Source organism: Pseudomonas sp. F2 (genome assembly GCF_057174385.1).
Window position 1 is genome coordinate 4,094,875 of the sequence record NZ_CM169904.1, and the last position, 15,957, is coordinate 4,110,831.

16 protein-coding genes are annotated in these 15,957 nt (G+C 62.2%); 10 read left to right on the top strand and 6 right to left on the bottom strand.

Features of this window, described 5'->3' with window-relative positions:
- Positions 1–24 precede the first annotated feature (24 nt).
- From ftsX to ftsY, 3 genes are read right to left on the bottom strand one after another with little or no spacing between them, the layout of a single operon-like run.
- The gene (ftsX, locus tag AC193Q_RS18470; RefSeq protein WP_007964135.1) at positions 25–1,050 is read right to left on the bottom strand and encodes a permease-like cell division protein FtsX; all 1,026 of its coding nucleotides are present in this window, start codon (positions 1,048–1,050) and stop codon (positions 25–27) included.
- Complete coding sequence (gene ftsE / locus AC193Q_RS18475; RefSeq protein ID WP_003229148.1) at positions 1,047–1,718, bottom strand: cell division ATP-binding protein FtsE; 672 nt, start codon at positions 1,716–1,718, stop codon at positions 1,047–1,049. Before ftsE ends, ftsX begins: the two co-directional genes overlap by 4 nt.
- Positions 1,715–3,217 (bottom strand): signal recognition particle-docking protein FtsY, encoded by a 1,503-nt coding sequence (gene ftsY, locus AC193Q_RS18480; protein ID WP_095668097.1) that lies wholly within the window; start codon positions 3,215–3,217, stop codon positions 1,715–1,717. Before ftsY ends, ftsE begins: the two co-directional genes overlap by 4 nt.
- Before the next feature lie 344 nt (positions 3,218–3,561).
- Here ftsY and AC193Q_RS18485 point away from each other — a divergent pair, with 344 nt between their 5' ends.
- From AC193Q_RS18485 to AC193Q_RS18505, 5 genes are all read left to right on the top strand, one after another.
- Complete coding sequence (locus tag AC193Q_RS18485) at positions 3,562–4,917, top strand: M16 family metallopeptidase (protein ID WP_047297152.1); 1,356 nt, start codon at positions 3,562–3,564, stop codon at positions 4,915–4,917.
- Complete coding sequence (locus tag AC193Q_RS18490; protein ID WP_483878664.1) at positions 4,910–6,397, top strand: M16 family metallopeptidase; 1,488 nt, start codon at positions 4,910–4,912, stop codon at positions 6,395–6,397. The genes AC193Q_RS18485 and AC193Q_RS18490 overlap by 8 nt, the downstream gene beginning before the upstream one ends.
- On the top strand, positions 6,397–7,002 hold the full coding sequence (rsmD, locus tag AC193Q_RS18495) for a 16S rRNA (guanine(966)-N(2))-methyltransferase RsmD (RefSeq protein WP_041063575.1): 606 nt from the start codon (positions 6,397–6,399) through the stop codon (positions 7,000–7,002). Before AC193Q_RS18490 ends, rsmD begins: the two co-directional genes overlap by 1 nt.
- Positions 7,003–7,115: 113 nt before the next feature.
- On the top strand, positions 7,116–8,114 hold the full coding sequence (locus AC193Q_RS18500) for a hydrolase (RefSeq protein ID WP_483878665.1): 999 nt from the start codon (positions 7,116–7,118) through the stop codon (positions 8,112–8,114).
- The gene (locus AC193Q_RS18505; protein ID WP_183082814.1) at positions 8,090–8,941 is read left to right on the top strand and encodes an AraC family ligand binding domain-containing protein; all 852 of its coding nucleotides are present in this window, start codon (positions 8,090–8,092) and stop codon (positions 8,939–8,941) included. Before AC193Q_RS18500 ends, AC193Q_RS18505 begins: the two co-directional genes overlap by 25 nt.
- 63 nt (positions 8,942–9,004) lie before the next feature.
- Here AC193Q_RS18505 and AC193Q_RS18510 read toward each other — a convergent pair whose 3' ends face one another.
- The gene (locus AC193Q_RS18510) at positions 9,005–9,859 is read right to left on the bottom strand and encodes a sulfurtransferase (protein WP_483878666.1); all 855 of its coding nucleotides are present in this window, start codon (positions 9,857–9,859) and stop codon (positions 9,005–9,007) included.
- A gap of 31 nt (positions 9,860–9,890) precedes the next feature.
- A complete protein-coding gene (locus AC193Q_RS18515; RefSeq protein ID WP_007964152.1) occupies positions 9,891–10,562 on the bottom strand; it encodes a TetR/AcrR family transcriptional regulator in 672 nt (223 codons plus the stop codon).
- Between the two features lie 145 nt (positions 10,563–10,707).
- On the opposite strand from AC193Q_RS18515, the gene AC193Q_RS18520 reads away from it, so the two are divergent.
- The 5 genes from AC193Q_RS18520 to AC193Q_RS18540 all read left to right on the top strand — a co-directional run bounded on the left by AC193Q_RS18520 (position 10,708) and on the right by AC193Q_RS18540 (position 15,421).
- Positions 10,708–12,138 carry a coniferyl aldehyde dehydrogenase gene (locus AC193Q_RS18520; RefSeq protein WP_483878667.1) on the top strand — a complete coding sequence of 477 codons (1,431 nt, stop codon included), beginning with the start codon at positions 10,708–10,710 and terminating at the stop codon, positions 12,136–12,138.
- A gap of 28 nt (positions 12,139–12,166) precedes the next feature.
- Positions 12,167–12,712 carry a twin-arginine translocation pathway signal protein gene (locus tag AC193Q_RS18525; RefSeq protein WP_483878668.1) on the top strand — a complete coding sequence of 182 codons (546 nt, stop codon included), beginning with the start codon at positions 12,167–12,169 and terminating at the stop codon, positions 12,710–12,712.
- A gap of 120 nt (positions 12,713–12,832) precedes the next feature.
- Positions 12,833–14,428 carry a GMC family oxidoreductase gene (locus AC193Q_RS18530; protein WP_483878669.1) on the top strand — a complete coding sequence of 532 codons (1,596 nt, stop codon included), beginning with the start codon at positions 12,833–12,835 and terminating at the stop codon, positions 14,426–14,428.
- A gap of 115 nt (positions 14,429–14,543) precedes the next feature.
- Positions 14,544–15,023 carry a pantetheine-phosphate adenylyltransferase gene (coaD, locus tag AC193Q_RS18535; protein WP_003229157.1) on the top strand — a complete coding sequence of 160 codons (480 nt, stop codon included), beginning with the start codon at positions 14,544–14,546 and terminating at the stop codon, positions 15,021–15,023.
- Between the two features lie 146 nt (positions 15,024–15,169).
- On the top strand, positions 15,170–15,421 hold the full coding sequence (locus tag AC193Q_RS18540; protein WP_003195146.1) for a YfhL family 4Fe-4S dicluster ferredoxin: 252 nt from the start codon (positions 15,170–15,172) through the stop codon (positions 15,419–15,421).
- A 150-nt stretch (positions 15,422–15,571) separates the two neighbouring features.
- Here AC193Q_RS18540 and AC193Q_RS18545 read toward each other — a convergent pair whose 3' ends face one another.
- On the bottom strand, positions 15,572–15,895 hold the full coding sequence (locus tag AC193Q_RS18545) for a multidrug transporter (RefSeq protein ID WP_483878670.1): 324 nt from the start codon (positions 15,893–15,895) through the stop codon (positions 15,572–15,574).
- Between the last annotated feature and the right edge of the window lie 62 nt (positions 15,896–15,957).

Sequence of the window (15,957 nt, forward strand, 5' to 3'; positions counted from 1 at the left end):
GGTCAATCACGCGCAAAAAAGATTCTACTTCGGCGCCAGCTCCCTGAGATGACGTGCGACTGCAATCCATGCACCGATATAACCCAACAGCACCGCGCCAAGCAAGAGCGACAGACCGTCGGCAACTGGCACTCCGGCCAGCGCGAAATCACTGCCGTACAAGCCGGCCAGTCCAACCACCGCGTCGTTCAGCCAGTTCAGGCCGAACGCCAGCACACCCCAGGACAGAACACCTGCACCGAAGCCATACAACGCGCCCATATAGAGGAAGGGACGACGCACATAGCTGTCAGTGCCGCCGACGAGTTTAATCACTTCTATCTCTGTGCGGCGGTTTTCAATATGAAGACGAATGGTATTGCCTATCACCAAAAGTAATGCAGAAACCAGAAGCACCGTCAGACCGAAGACAAAACGATCACCGAGCTTGAGGATCGCAGCCAGACGCTCGACCCAGACTAGATCAAGTTGCGCCTGTTGTACCTTGGGCAGCTCGGAAAGTTTTTGTCTTAATGCTTCCAGGGTCGGCTTGTCGACCTCGTTCGGGGTCACCAGCACCACGCCCGGCAGCGGGTTCTCCGGCAACTCGCGCAGGGCTTCGCCCAGACCGGACTGCTGTTGAAACTCTTCCAGCGCCTGGTCACGGCCGACATATTCGGCATCAGCAACGCCGGGCATGCCTTTGATCTGCTCGCGCAACGATTCGCCCTGCGCGGGCGTGGCATCCAGTTGCAGATACAGCGAAATCTGCGCCGCCCGCTGCCACGAACCGCCGAGACGCTCGACGTTATTGATCAGCAGCGACAGCCCCATCGGCAAGCTCAGCGCCACGGCCATCACCATGCAGGTGAAGAAGCTGCCGATCGGCTGCTTGCCAAGGCGACGCAGGCTGTCGAGCAGGCTGGCACGGTGACTTTCGATCCACGAGCGCAACAGCGTGGAAAAGTCCGGGCCGTCGTCATCGTCGTGTTTTTTCTTCTTCGGCGGTTGCGGGTCGGCGGCCTTCGGGGCCACGCGCTCGGAAACCTTCGGACTGCGTGTCGCACTCATACGCCGGCCTCCCCGTCGCCAATCAAGCGGCCGCGCTGCAGGGTCAGCATGCGGTGCCGCATGCGCGCAATCAGGGCCAGGTCGTGACTGGCGATCAGCACGCTGGTGCCCAGTCGGTTGATATCTTCGAACACGCCCATGATCTCGGCCGCCAGACGCGGGTCGAGGTTACCGGTCGGTTCGTCCGCCAGCAGCAGCGCCGGACGGTGAACGATGGCGCGGGCAATGCCGACGCGCTGTTGCTGACCAGTGGACAGGTCGCCGGGGTACAGATCGGTTTTATCCGACAGCGCCACGCGCTCCAGCGCCGAATCGACGCGCTTGGCGATCTCGGCCTTGGACAGCCCGAGAATCTGCAGCGGCAGCGCGACGTTGTTGAACACCGTGCGATCGAACAGCAACTGGTGATTCTGGAACACCACGCCGATCTGCCGGCGCAGGAACGGAATCTGCGCATTGCTGATGGTGCTCAGGTCTTGCCCGGCCAGCAGCAGTTTGCCGCTGGTCGGACGCTCCATCGCCAGCAGCAGGCGCAACAGTGTGGATTTACCGGCACCGGAGTGACCGGTGACAAACAGAAACTCGCCACGACGGACTCGAAAGCTCAGCTCATGCAAGCCGACGTGACCGTTCGGGTAGCGTTTACCGACCTGTTCGAAACGAATCATGAACGCTCCCGCTCGGCAAACAGCGCCTGGACAAAGGGTTCGGCTTCAAAGGTACGCAGATCGTCAATGCCTTCACCGACACCGATGTAGCGGATTGGCAGGCCAAACTGCTTGGCCAGGGCGAAAATCACCCCGCCCTTGGCGGTGCCGTCGAGCTTGGTCAGCGCCAGGCCGGTCAGTTCGACGGTCTGGTTGAATTGCTTGGCCTGGTTGATGGCGTTCTGACCGGTGCCAGCGTCGAGCACCAGCAACACTTCGTGCGGCGCGTCGGCGTCGAGCTTGCCGATCACCCGGCGAACTTTCTTCAACTCTTCCATCAGGTTGTCTTTGGTGTGCAGACGACCGGCGGTGTCGGCGATCAGCACGTCAATGCCACGGGCCTTGGCGGCCTGCACGGCGTCGAAGATCACCGACGCGGAGTCAGCACCGGTGTGCTGGGCGATCACCGGGATCTTGTTGCGCTCGCCCCAGACCTGCAACTGCTCAACGGCAGCGGCGCGGAAGGTATCACCGGCGGCGAGCATGACTTTCTTGCCTTCCAGCTGCAGCTTCTTCGCCAGCTTGCCGATGGTGGTGGTCTTGCCGGCGCCGTTGACGCCCACCACCAGAATCACGAACGGCTTGGTCTGCGACGCGATTTTCAGCGGCTGTTCGACCGGTTTCAGCATCGCCGCCAGCTCGGCCTGCAGCGACTTGTACAGCGCGTCGGCGTCGGCCAGTTCTTTGCGGGCGACCTTCTGGGTCAAGCGCTGGATGATCTGCGTGGTGGCTTCGACACCGACGTCGGCGGTCAGCAGACGGGTTTCCAGCTCATCGAGCAAATCGTCATCAATGGTTTTACGGCCGAGAAACAGGCTGGCCATGCCCTCGCCGATGCTGGCGCTGGTTTTCGACAGGCCTTGCTTGAGGCGGGCGAAAAAGCCGACTTTGGTTTCTTCGCTGCGCGGGGCTTCCACTGGCGTTTCAGCAACCACGTCTACCGGCACCACCGGAGCAGCGACGACCGGTGCAGGTGCAGGCTGCTGAACGACCGGCGCAACAGGGGCGACGACCACCGGGGCCACGGGTTCGGGAACAACCGGTGCCGGCTCGACAACCGGCTCAACCACTGGCGCCGGAGCGACTTCAGGGACGAACGCGGCGGGCGCCGGAATCGGCGGCGTCACATGCGGCGCGGCCTCTTCGACCAACGCCACCGGCTCTTCCGCCACCGGCAAGGTCAGCCACGGCTCGGCCGCCGGGGTCAGGGGCAACTCGGCCGCCGCCGGGGTTTCAGGTTGCGGCTCTGGCTCAACCGGTTGCAGCACCGGCTCGGCAATCGGCAGCACGATCGGCGCCGACTCTTCTTCTATGGCAGGCGCTGGCGTCGAAGCCGGTTCAGGAATCACGGGCGGCTGTTCGACGACGGGTTCCTGCGGTTTCTTACGCAGCCATCCGAACAGGCTTTTCTTCTCGCCAGCCGCAGCTGGGGTCTTCTTGTCGTCGTTGGAACCAAACATGGAGGACGGCTATCTCACGGTAGCGACGCGCCATAAGGGCGCCCCGGCAAATAAATATTCGATGCAGAACAGACTGTGTTTCATCCAGCTTGTTCACGCGCAACATTTTGTCGAGGCGCCAGCGGCACCCCAAAGATTCGTATTAACGAAGGACTCAACCGGCAAAATCGGCGAAAAAGCGAAGTCTAGTCGATAAACCGCAGCTTTCTGCCGCCAACCTATACAACCGCATCAGGCGTGAAAACCTGATAGGCGTGGTCGCCGGTAAAACGGATCAGTATCCTAGCACCCTCTCGCCCGCCGACGCTAAGACCAAGCGGGCAGCCCAACAGGTTAAAAAACGAATGAATGCTCTAGCCCGCCGCGCTGCAGGCCTGCTGCTCAGCACAGTCTGCCTGCCCCTTTCGGCCCTGGCGGCCGACCCGCAACCGACCCACGAATTCACCCTCGACAACGGCCTGAAGGTCGTCGTGCGCGAAGACCATCGCGCGCCAGTCGTGGTGTCGCAGGTCTGGTACAAGGTCGGCTCCAGCTACGAAACCCCGGGCCAGACCGGTCTGTCCCACGCGCTCGAGCACATGATGTTCAAGGGCAGCGAGAAAGTCGGCCCCGGCGAAGCATCGCTGATCCTGCGCGACCTGGGCGCCGAAGAAAACGCCTTCACCAGTGACGACTTCACCGCCTATTACCAGGTGCTGGCCCGCGACCGTCTGGGCGTAGCGTTTGAACTGGAAGCCGACCGCATGGCCAATCTGCGCCTGCCGGCCGACGAGTTCGCCAAGGAAATCGAAGTCATCAAGGAAGAGCGCCGCCTGCGCACCGACGACAAGCCGATGTCCAAGGCCTACGAGCGCTACAAGGCGATGGCCTACCCGGCCAGCGGCTACCACACGCCGACCATTGGCTGGATGGCGGACCTTGACCGGATGAAGGTTGAGGAGCTGCGTCACTGGTATCAATCCTGGTATGTGCCGAACAATGCCACGCTGGTGGTGGTCGGCGACGTCACCCCCGATGAAGTGAAAACCCTCGCCCAGCGTTATTTCGGACCGATTGCCAGGCGCGACGTGCCGCCAGCAAAGAAACCGCTGGAACTGGCCGAGCCGGGTGAGCGCCAGATCACCCTGCATGTGCAGACCCAACTGCCCAGCCTGATGCTCGGCTTCAACGTGCCCAGCATCGCCACCGCTGAAGACAAGCGCTCGGTCAACGCCCTGCGCCTGATCTCGGCGCTGCTCGACGGCGGCTACAGCGGGCGCATCCCGACGCAACTGGAGCGCGGCGAAGAGCTGGTTTCCGGCGGTTCGTCGAGCTACGACGCCTACACCCGTGGCGACAGCCTGTTCACCCTGTCGGCAACGCCGAACACCCAGAAGAACAAGACCATGGCGCAAGCTGAAGCCGGTCTGTGGAAACTGCTGGAACAACTGAAAACCACCGCACCGTCCGCCGAAGAACTCGAGCGCGTGCGGGCACAGGTCATCGCCGGCCTGGTGTTCGAACGTGATTCGATCACCAGCCAGGCCACCGCGATCGGTCAACTGGAAACGGTCGGTCTGTCGTGGAAGTTGATGGACACCGAACTCGCCGATCTGGAAAGCGTGACCCCGCAAGACATCCAGAACGCCGCCAAGCTGTATTTCACCCGCGAACGTCTCAGCGTCGCCCATGTCCTGCCACTGGAGACGACTCATGAGTGAGCGCAAATCCCCACGCCTGCTGCTCGGTTTGATCGCTATTGCCGTGATCGGCTCTGCCGCGTTCTATCTGATGCCCGGAGTTAAAACCGACGCCAGCGAAGCGCTGGATAACGCCAAGACCAGCCAGAAGCTGCAATCGCTGGCCGAACTCGACGGCAAGGCCCCGGCCAGCCGCAAGCTCGACGTGCAAACCTGGAACACCACCGAAGGCGCCAAGGTGCTGTTCGTCGAAGCCCATGAGCTGCCGATGTTCGACATGCGCCTGATCTTCGCCGCTGGCAGCAGCCAGGACGGCAATGCGCCGGGCCTGGCAGTCCTGACCAATGCCATGCTCAACGAAGGTGTGGCGGGCAAGGACGTCGGCGCCATCGCCCAAGGCTTCGAAAGCCTTGGCGCGGATTTCGGCAACGGTGCCTACAAGGACATGGCGCTGGCGTCGCTGCGCAGTCTGAGTGCCGCCGACAAGCGCGAGCCAGCGCTCAAGCTGTTCTCCGAAGTAGTGGGCAAACCCACGTTCCCGACCGACTCCTTCGCGCGCATCAAGAATCAGATGCTCGCCGGTTTCGAATACCAGAAACAGAACCCCGGCAAACTCGCCAGCCTTGAGCTGATGAAGCGCTTGTACGGCGACCACCCTTACGCGCATTCCAGCGACGGCAACCCGCAGAGCGTGCCGAAGATCACTCTGGCGCAACTGCGTGAGTTCCACGCCAAGGCCTACGCGGCGGGCAACGTGGTGATCGCGCTGGTCGGTGACCTGTCGCGCGCCGAGGCGGAGGCGATTGCCAATCAGGTCTCCGGCGCCCTGCCGAAAGGCCCGGCGTTGGCGAAAATCGCCCAGCCGCAGGAACCGAAAGCCAGCGTCAATCACATCGAGTTCCCGTCCAAGCAAACCAACCTGCTGCTCGCACAGCTGGGCATCGACCGTGACGACCCGGATTACGCGGCGCTGTCGATGGGCAACCAGATCCTCGGTGGTGGCGGTTTCGGCACCCGGCTGATGAGCGAAGTGCGCGAGAAGCGCGGCCTGACCTACGGCGTGTATTCCGGGTTCAGCCCGATGCAGGCTCGCGGCCCGTTCATGATCAACCTGCAGACCCGCGCGGAAATGAGCGAAGGCACGCTGAAACTGGTGCAGGACGTGCTCGCCGATTACCTGAAGAGCGGCCCGACCCAGAAAGAACTCGACGACGCCAAACGCGAGCTGGCCGGCAGCTTCCCGCTGTCCACCGCAAGCAACGCCGATATCGTCGGCCAACTGGGCGCCATGGGCTTCTATAATCTGCCGCTGAGCTATCTGGATGACTTCATGCGTCAGTCCCAGAGCCTGACTGTCGAGCAGGTCAAAGACGCGATGAACAAACACCTGAGCACGGACAAACTGGTCATCGTCAGCGCTGGCCCGACCGTGCCGCAAAAGCCGTTACCGGCCCCATCTGATAAACCTGCCGAGCAACCGCTCGGGGTTCCGGAGCATTAATGGCTACTCGCCCTAAAAAACCTGCGCAGAACGTTCACAACGGTGTGAACCAGCTGCGCATCATCGGCGGCGAATGGCGCAGCCGCAAACTGAGCTTCCCCGATGCGCCGGGTCTGCGCCCGACGCCGGACCGCGTGCGCGAAACCCTGTTCAACTGGCTCGCGCCGTATGTGGCCGGAGCCAAGGTGCTGGATCCGTTCGCCGGCAGCGGCGCGCTGTTTCTTGAAGCCCTGTCGCGTGGCGCGGCCATGGGTCAAGCGCTGGATGCCAGCCACGTTGCCGTGTCGAGCCTGAAGGAACACCTCGGCACCCTGCGCTGTACCAACGGCCAGGTGCAGACCGCCGACGCGCTGCGTTATCTGGAAACCCAGGTGGCCACGCCGTTCGATCTGGTATTTCTCGATCCGCCGTTCAACCAGAACCTGCTGCCAGCGGTCTGCACTTTGCTCGAAGAGCGCCAATGGCTGGCGCCGGATTCGTGGATCTACACTGAAAGCGAGACCGCGCCATCGACGTTGGGCCTGCCGGGCAACTGGCGCCTGCACCGCGAGCAGAAATCCGGGCGGGTGTACTACGCGTTGTGGCAACGTATGGCCGTTAACTGAACATATTGAACAACCCTGTGGCGAGGGAGCTTGCTCCCGCTGGACTGCGCAGCAGTCCCCAAAAAGGGCCGCTTCGCGCCCCAACGGGAGCAAGCTCCCTCGCCACAAAAGGTGTGTGTCCTCTGGAAACTGAACGCTTCACCCCCGCCTTCGGCCTCGGCAATCCGCACCTGCAAACCTTGTGGGGGCCGCTGTGGCGCAAAACCGTCCACCTTGATCGCGAGCGGGAACGCCTGTGGCTGGACGACGGGGATTTTCTCGATCTCGACTGGCATGGCCCGCACAGCGCCGAGGCGCCGCTGGTGCTGGTGCTGCATGGGCTGACCGGTTCATCCAATTCGCCTTACGTCGCCGGGATCCAGGCCGCGCTCGCCGCCCGAGGCTGGGCCAGCGTCGCGCTGAACTGGCGCGGTTGCTCTGGCGAACCCAACCTGCTGCCGCGCAGTTACCACTCCGGTGCCAGCGAAGACCTCGCCGAGGCCATCAAACACTTGCGGGCCAAGCGCCCGCTGGCGCCGCTGTATGCGGTCGGCTATTCATTGGGCGGCAACGTGTTGCTCAAGCATCTGGGCGAGACCGGCAGCGACAGCGGCGTGCTCGGTGCGGTGGCGGTGTCGGTGCCGTTTCGTCTTGATCAGTGTGCCGACCGCATTGGCCAGGGTTTCTCCAAGGTCTATCAAGCACACTTCATGCGCGAGATGGTCGCCTACATCAAGAACAAGCAGCGCCAGTTCCAGCATGACGGGCGTGAGGATGGCCTGGCAGCCCTGGCGGCGCTCGGTTCGCTGGAGAACATGCGCACCTTCTGGGACTTCGATGGCCGAGTCACCGCGCCGCTGCACGGTTTCAACGATGCCGAGGATTACTATCGGCGAGCATCGAGTCGCTACTTTCTCGGTGAAATCCGCACCCCGACCCTGATCATTCAGGCCGCTGACGATCCGTTCGTATTCCCCCACAGCCTGCCGACGGCCGAAGAACTGTCCGCCAGCACCCAGTTCGAATTGCAGGCCAAGGGCGGGCACGTCGGCTTTGTCGATGGCACGTTCCGCCAGCCCGGCTACTACCTGGAACGGCGCATCCCGCAATGGCTGGCCCGTGTGACGTCGTGAGCGATCAGGGCGAGTCGATCCGCTTCTGGCAAACCGCGCCGCTGGCCGGGGTCGAGTTGCTGTCGGCGCGCTACATCGAGCATCGCTTCGCCCCGCACGTCCACGACGGTTATGTGATCGGCATGATCATGGCCGGCGCCCAGCGTTATCGCTATCGCGGCGCCGAACACCTGGCCGGCAGCGGCACGCTGGTGCTGATCAATCCGGACGAATTGCACACCGGGCACAAGGGCACCGAGGACGGCTGGCTGTACCGGGCCTTTTATCCCGATACCGGACAGATCGTGTCCTTGCTCGAGGAACTGGAATTGCCCTGCGCGCCGATGCCGGCGTTTGGCGCGACGCTGTACCGCGACCCGGATCTGGTCAACGGTTTCTGTCAGTTGCATCGCTTGCTGGAAAGCCCGGCCACCGCGCTGCAACAGCAGACGGTGTGGCGCGAAATGATGATGCTGCTGTTGCAGCGGCATGCAGCGGTGCAGATCAACGGCAAACCGGGCAAGGAGCATCGCGCGGTGGTGATGGCCAAGGAGCTGCTGCACGCGCAACTGGCGGCGCCGCCATCGCTGGAAGAACTGGCGGCCGCTGTGAATCTGTCGCCCTTCCACTTCGCCCGTGTCTTCCGCCGCGCCACCGGCATGCCGCCGCACACCTGGCTGATGCAGCAACGCATCGCCACTGCCCGGGGTTTATTGCAGAGTGGTTGCCTGCCGGTGGAAGTCGCCATGCAACTGGGCTTTGCCGATCAGAGTCATCTCAGCCGACAGTTCAAGCAGGTTTACGGGGTTGGGCCGGCGGCGTATCGCAGTGCCCGCGTGGAACGCTAAAAGATCGCGGCCTGCGGCACGCCAGCCCCTGTAGGAGCTGCCGCAGGCTGCGATCTTTTGCTGTTATTCGCCCGTGGCTATACCTCTGGAAGGCTCGTTGATCCACTCACTCCACGACCCGGCATACAGCGAACCCAGCGGATACCCCGCCAGGCACAACGCAAACAGGTTATGACACGCCGTCACCCCGGAACCGCAATAAGCGACCAGGTCCGTTGGCGAACGCTCGCCGAGTTTCGCCGCGAAACGCTGCTTGAGCTGCTCCGCTGGCAGGAAGCGCCCGTCGCTGCCGAGGTTCTCGGTAAACGCCGCGCATTGCGCCCCGGGAATGTGCCCGGCAATCGGATCGATCGGTTCCACCTCACCCTTGAAGCGCGGCAAGGCCCGGGCATCGAGCAATGTCAGCGACGGCTGAGCAAGGCGCTGGTACAATTGCTCGGCGCTCAGCAGCAGTTTCATGTCCGGCTGACCACTGAAGTTGCCCCGGCTGACCGACGGCGCATCCAGGCTCAGCGGTTGACCCGCCGCGTGCCAGGCCTTGAGGCCGCCGTCGAGAATGTACACGCCGTCGCGCTTGCCCAGCCACGCCAGCAACCACCAGGCGCGGGCCGCATAGGCACCAGGGCCGTCGTCGTACAAAACCACGTCGCTGTCGACATTGATGCCCCACGCCTGCAGACGCTCGATCAATGCCGCCGGCTCGGGCAACGGGTGACGCCCGGTCACGCCTTTGACCACTTTGCCACTCAGGTCACGCTCAAGGTCAGCGAAGCGGGCGCCGGCGATGTGCCCTTCGGCATAGCTGCGCTGCCCGTAGTCCGGGTCTTCGAGGGCAAAACGACAATCGAGAATCACCAGCCCCGGCTGCTCCTTGCGGGCATCCAGTGCGGTCGGGCTGAGCAGTTGCGCAATCGGCATGACGGACTCCTGTGAGCGACTTCGAAATGGGTTACCGCCCTTCCTCGAGGGCCTGGGCCAGCGGTACGTAGAACTCGTCGAACAAGGCATTCACCTCTTCGCGGGCCTGATCGGTGACGAACCCGGCTTCCAGCACCAGCACCTGATAGACGCCACGTTTGATGGCCTGCTCGCTGAGGTGGTTGGAGTTTTCCCGGGTGGTGCACAGAAAACGCACCCACGAGGTGAGGATGATCCAGGCATTGATCGTCAGGGACTCGATCTGTACCCGATCCATCTTGAGAATGCCGGCGGCGACAAAGCCCTCGTAGATCGCCATGCCCTGGATCACACAGCGCTGGGAAAAACGCCGGTAGCGCGCGGCCAGGTCCGGGTCACTGTCGAGCAGGTGTTCCAGATCCCGATGCAGAAAGCGGTAGCCCCACATCGCCGACAGCAGCTCCTTGAGGTAATAGCGCTTGTCTTCGACGGTGGCGGCACGCCCCTGCGGCGGGCGCAAAAAGCTGTCGACCAGGCTTTCGTACTCACTGAACAACACAGCGATGATCGCCTGCTTGTTGGGGAAGTGGTAGTACAGATTGCCCGGAGAAATCTCCATGTGCGCGGCAATGTGATTGGTGCTGATGCTGCGCTCGCCCTGCTGATTGAACAGTTCGAGGCTGTTCTGCACGATGCGCTCGCTGGTTTTTATTCGTGGGGCCATGGCTTGAGCTTTAATTCAGAGTGCGGTGAGGGGCATCTTACGACCTAACCGGAATTGGATAAAACAAAGCTGTGTCGGGAAGTCATTTGACTTTCTAGAGCTTAGACTCTAAAAAGTCCTCACTACAATAAATCCGGAGCCGACGATGACTGCCGACATTGCTTATCTGCAAACGCTGCAACAGCCCCTGGAAGAGCTGGATCAGCTGTTCGCGGCACAGCGCGCCGCCTACACAGCCAACCCGATGCCGCCGGCGGCCCAGCGTCAGCAATGGCTCAAAGCGTTGCGCGACATGCTCAGCAATGAGCGCCAGGCCTTGATCGACGCCATCAGCGCAGATTTCAGTCATCGCAGCGCCGATGAAACCCTGCTTGCCGAGCTGATGCCCAGCCTGCACGGTATCCATTACGCCAGCCGCCATCTCAAGGGCTGGATGAAGTCGTCGCGGCGCAAAGTCGGCATGGCCTTTCAGCCGGCGTCAGCGAAAGTCGTGTACCAGCCGCTCGGCGTGGTCGGTATCATCGTCCCGTGGAACTACCCGTTGTATCTGGCCATCGGCCCATTGGTCGGTGCGCTCGCGGCGGGCAACCGGGTGATGCTCAAACTCAGCGAATCGACTCCGGCCACCGGCCAGTTGCTCAAAACCCTGCTGGGACGAATTTTCCCCGAAGACCTGGTCTGCGTGGTGCTCGGCGAGGCCGACATCGGCGTGGCGTTCTCCCGTTTGCGCTTTGATCACCTGCTGTTCACCGGCGCCACCAGCATCGGCAAGCACGTGATGCGCGCGGCGGCGGAAAACCTGACCCCGGTGACCCTCGAACTGGGCGGCAAGTCCCCGGCCATTGTCTCCGGCGACGTACCGCTCAAGGACGCCGCCGAACGCATCGCCTTCGGTAAAACCCTCAACGCCGGCCAGACCTGCGTCGCGCCCGATTACGTGCTGGTACCGCAAGACCGTGTCGGAGCGTTCGTCGAAGCCTATCGCCAGGTAGTGAACAATTTCTATCCGACCCTCGCCGACAACCCGGACTACACCGCGATCATTAACGAGCGCCAACTGGCCCGGCTCAACAGTTATGTCAGCGACGCCACGAGCAAGGGCGCGCTGCTGATTCCGCTGTTCGAACAAGGCCAGGGCCGGCGCATGCCGCACAGCCTGCTGCTGAACGTCACCGATGAAATGACCGTGATGCAGGATGAAATCTTCGGCCCGCTGCTGCCGATCGTGCCGTATCAGGATCTCGATCAGGCGTTTGCCTACATCAATCAGCGCCCGCGTCCTCTGGCGCTTTACTACTTCGGCTACGACAAGCGCGAACAGAACCGCGTGCTGCACGAAACCCACTCCGGCGGCGTATGCCTGAACGACACCTTGTTGCACGTGGCCCAGGACGACATGCCATTCGGCGGCATCGGCCCGTCGGGCATGGGCCACTATCACGGCCACGAAGGCTTCCTGACTTTCAGCAAGGCCAAGGGCGTACTGATCAAACAGCGCTTCAACGCCGCGAAGTTGATCTATCCGCCGTACGGCAAATCGATCCAGAAACTGATCCAGAAGCTGTTCATCCGCTAATCGTCGTCACCGCCGGGTAATAACAACAATGCACCCAAGCCTGACCGAAACACCTGCCCTGTCGCGCCGTGGCCTGCTGAAATTCAGCCTCGGTGCCACTGCGTTCCTCGCCACCGCCGGCCTTGGCGCCAGCCTCAGTGGTTGCTCATCGAGTATCGCGGCCAATGGCTTCGTCACTTTGCGTGATGGCGACCTGCTGTTCCTGCGTGCACTGATTCAGGTGATGCTCGAAGGCGCCGTGACCACCGAGAAAATGCCCGGTGCGGTGGATGGCACTCTGAAGTCGCTGGACTTCAGCCTCGATCACCTGTCGCCGGAGATGCTCAAACTCACCCGACAACTGTTCGACGTGCTCGGCATGGCCGTTACCCGCGGGCCGCTCACCGGCATCTGGGGCAGTTGGGAAAACGCCAGCCCCGAGGCAATGCGTCACTTCCTCGAACGTTGGCAGAACAGTTCATTGAGCCTGCTGCGCATGGGCCATAGCTCATTGCAGCAAATGGTGATGATGGCCTGGTACACCCGCGCCGAGTCATGGGCGCATTGCGGCTACCCCGGCCCGCCGACTGTTTGAAACCGAGTCGCGTCCTTCGCGAGCAGGCTCGCTCCCACACATGCACCGCATTCCTCCTGTGGGAGCGAGCTTGCTCGCGAAGGGGCCCGCCAGAACAACAAGAACAAGAGAACCTGATCAATGCCCGTACCCGACCCGTTCCGCGAAGGCCTTGCCCGTGGCTGGAAAACCTACAACGGCGCACAACTGACCGACGACCTGACGCTGCAAACCGACGTGGCCATCATCGGCAGCGGCGCCGGAGGCGGCACCACGGCGGAGATCCTCAGCGCCGCCGGTTACAAAGTGCTGCTGATCGAAGAAGGCCCGCTCAAGACCAGTTCCGACTTCAAAATGCTTGAAGACCAGGCCTACAGCAGCCTCTATCAGGAAGGCATCGGCCGCATGAGCAAGGACGGCGCGATCACTATCCTCCAGGGCCGTGCGGTGGGCGGCACCACGCTGATCAACTGGACATCGAGCTTCCGCACACCCGAGCCAACCCTCGAACACTGGGCGAAAGAGCACAACGTCAAAGGCCACAGCCCGGCCGAGATGGCGCCGTGGTTCGAGAAAATGGAACAGCGCCTCGGCGTCGCGCCATGGAGGGTCCCGCCCAATGCCAACAACGACGTGATCCGCAAGGGCTGTGAACAACTCGGCTACAGCTGGCACGTGATCCCGCGCAACGTCCGTGGCTGCTGGAACCTTGGCTATTGCGGCATGGGCTGCCCGACCAATGCCAAGCAATCGATGATGGTCACCACCATTCCGGCGACCCTGGAAAAGGGCGGCGAGCTGCTGTACCTGGCCCGCGCGGAAAAATTGTTGATCAGCGGCGACAAAATCACCGGCCTGCAATGTGTGGCGATGGATGAGCGCTGCGTCGCGCCGACCGGACGCAAAATCACGGTCAAGGCCCGGCATTACGTGCTGGCGGGCGGCGGCATCAACAGCCCGGCCCTGCTCTTGCGTTCAGACGCGCCGGACCCGCATCAGCGCCTCGGCAAACGCACCTTTTTGCATCTGGTTAACATGTCTGCAGGGCGCTTCGACGAGGTGATCAACCCGTTCTACGGCGCGCCGCAGTCGATCTACTCGGATCATTTCCAGTGGCAGGACGGCACCAGCGGGCCAATGGGCTACAAACTCGAAGTGCCACCGCTGCAACCGGCACTGGCGGCAACGCTGCTCGGCGGCTTCGGCCAGCAGAACGCCGAACACATGGCTGATCTGCCACGCACGCACGCGATGCTGGCGCTGCTGCGCGACGGCTTCCATCCGGACAGCCCCGGCGGCAGTGTCGAATTGCGCGGCGACGGCTCACCAGTGCTCGACTATCAAGTCTCGCCTTACGCCTGGGAAGGCTTGCGTCGCGCGTTTCACAGCATGGCCGAGATCCAGTTCGCCGGCGGCGCGAAAGCGGTAATGCCGATGCACGCCGATGCGCGCTACGTGAACACCCTGGCCGAGGTGCGCAAATTGATCGACGGTCTGCGCCTTGAGCTCTATCGCACGCGGCTGGGCAGTGCCCACGTGATGGGCGGTTGCGCAATGGGTGAAGATCCGAAAAACGCAGTCACCGACAGCCTTGGCCGGCATCATCAACTGAGCAATCTCTCGATTCACGACGGCTCGCTGTTCCCCACCAGCATTGGCGCCAACCCGCAATTGTCGGTGTATGGACTGACTGCACAACTGGCGACATCCCTCGCCGATCGGCTGAGAAATCCGTGAAAAAAACGGTTTATCGCGTCGTCTATAGTGCTTTCTTACCCAACAGGCGACTTGGCCGACCGGGACGGCTGCGATACCATCCGACTCCCCAACGGACTCCCGCCAGGACGACGCGATGAACCGAGTGTTGTACCCAGGTACCTTCGACCCTATTACCAAAGGGCATGGCGATCTGGTCGAACGCGCCTCGCGCCTGTTCGATCACGTGATCATTGCGGTCGCCGCCAGCCCGAAGAAAAATCCGCTGTTCCCGCTGGAACAACGGGTTGAGCTGGCTCGCGAGGTCACCAAACACCTGCCCAACGTCGAAGTGGTCGGCTTCTCGACGCTGCTGGCGCATTTCGCCAAAGAGCAGAACGCCAATGTGTTCCTGCGCGGTCTGCGCGCAGTGTCGGACTTCGAATACGAATTCCAGCTGGCCAACATGAACCGCCAGTTGGCCCCGGACGTCGAGAGCCTGTTTCTCACCCCGTCCGAGCGTTATTCATTCATTTCCTCGACGCTGGTGCGGGAAATCGCCGCGCTGGGCGGCGATATCAGCAAGTTCGTGCACCCGGCCGTGGCCGATGCCCTGACCCTGCGCTTCAAAAAGTAGGAGCTGCCGAAGGCTGCGATCTTTTGCTTTTAAAGATTGCAGTCTTGTGCCCTTGATCGCAGCCGCGTGCACTGCGCTCGCCAATGCGGCACAATTGCGCGCATTGATTTATTGCGCCCGGGCCTGCCGCCCCGGCTGGAGTTAGCATGTCCCTGATCATCACCGACGATTGCATCAACTGCGACGTCTGCGAACCCGAGTGCCCGAACGCTGCCATTTCCCAAGGCGAAGAGATCTACGTGATCGACCCGAACCTGTGCACCCAGTGCGTCGGCCACTACGACGAACCGCAGTGCCAACAGGTCTGCCCGGTGGATTGCATTCCGCTGGACGAGGCGCATCCGGAGACTGAAGAACAGTTGATGGAGAAGTACCGCAAGATCACCGGCAAGGCCTGAGTTCTTCAGCGCCGTTCCAACGCCATCGCGGGCAAGCCCGCTCCCACAGGGTTGTGTGGTGATACACAAATCGTGTGAACACCGAAATCCTTGTGGGAGCGGGCTTGCCCGCGATGAGGCCATCAATAACACCGCTGATCTCGGATCAGCTCACTCACGCTGCTCAAACCCCTCCCCCGTACACCCCAGACACCGCACAAAAGCAGCTTTCGCCGGATCCACCACCAGCGCCTGCCCAGCATCGCCAATCCCGCCACCCAGCGCGGTAAACGGCAATGACACCACAAACACCCCCGCACCCAGCACCGTTGCCGCCACCAACAAAGGTCGGGCAATCAGCAGATCGCCAATCATGGCGTAGGCGGGAGGGTTCTGGATCGCGTAGCGCGGATCACCGCTGCCGCTTTCCGTGGCCTGAACGGCCAGGCTGGAACACAGCAGCAGTGTGACAAACAGGGCTTGCAAGGACTTCATGGCACGATCCTTCGGGCTGAACAGTGAGACCACTCACTATAGACCGTAGGACTTTTTCAGTT

Bases quoted from the DNA above. Each gene is read 5' to 3' on its own strand.
- ftsX (WP_007964135.1), bottom strand. From the start codon at position 1,050: ATGAGTGCGACACGCAGTCCGAAGGTTTCCGAGCGCGTGGCCCCGAAG.
- ftsE (WP_003229148.1), bottom strand. From the start codon at position 1,718: ATGATTCGTTTCGAACAGGTCGGTAAACGCTACCCGAACGGTCACGTC.
- ftsY (WP_095668097.1), bottom strand. From the start codon at position 3,217: ATGTTTGGTTCCAACGACGACAAGAAGACCCCAGCTGCGGCTGGCGAG.
- AC193Q_RS18485 (WP_047297152.1), top strand. From the start codon at position 3,562: ATGAATGCTCTAGCCCGCCGCGCTGCAGGCCTGCTGCTCAGCACAGTC.
- AC193Q_RS18490 (WP_483878664.1), top strand. From the start codon at position 4,910: ATGAGTGAGCGCAAATCCCCACGCCTGCTGCTCGGTTTGATCGCTATT.
- rsmD (WP_041063575.1), top strand. From the start codon at position 6,397: ATGGCTACTCGCCCTAAAAAACCTGCGCAGAACGTTCACAACGGTGTG.
- AC193Q_RS18505 (WP_183082814.1), top strand. From the start codon at position 8,090: ATGGCTGGCCCGTGTGACGTCGTGAGCGATCAGGGCGAGTCGATCCGC.
- AC193Q_RS18510 (WP_483878666.1), bottom strand. From the start codon at position 9,859: ATGCCGATTGCGCAACTGCTCAGCCCGACCGCACTGGATGCCCGCAAG.
- AC193Q_RS18515 (WP_007964152.1), bottom strand. From the start codon at position 10,562: ATGGCCCCACGAATAAAAACCAGCGAGCGCATCGTGCAGAACAGCCTC.
- AC193Q_RS18520 (WP_483878667.1), top strand. From the start codon at position 10,708: ATGACTGCCGACATTGCTTATCTGCAAACGCTGCAACAGCCCCTGGAA.
- AC193Q_RS18525 (WP_483878668.1), top strand. From the start codon at position 12,167: ATGCACCCAAGCCTGACCGAAACACCTGCCCTGTCGCGCCGTGGCCTG.
- AC193Q_RS18530 (WP_483878669.1), top strand. From the start codon at position 12,833: ATGCCCGTACCCGACCCGTTCCGCGAAGGCCTTGCCCGTGGCTGGAAA.
- coaD (WP_003229157.1), top strand. From the start codon at position 14,544: ATGAACCGAGTGTTGTACCCAGGTACCTTCGACCCTATTACCAAAGGG.
- AC193Q_RS18540 (WP_003195146.1), top strand. From the start codon at position 15,170: ATGTCCCTGATCATCACCGACGATTGCATCAACTGCGACGTCTGCGAA.
- AC193Q_RS18545 (WP_483878670.1), bottom strand. From the start codon at position 15,895: ATGAAGTCCTTGCAAGCCCTGTTTGTCACACTGCTGCTGTGTTCCAGC.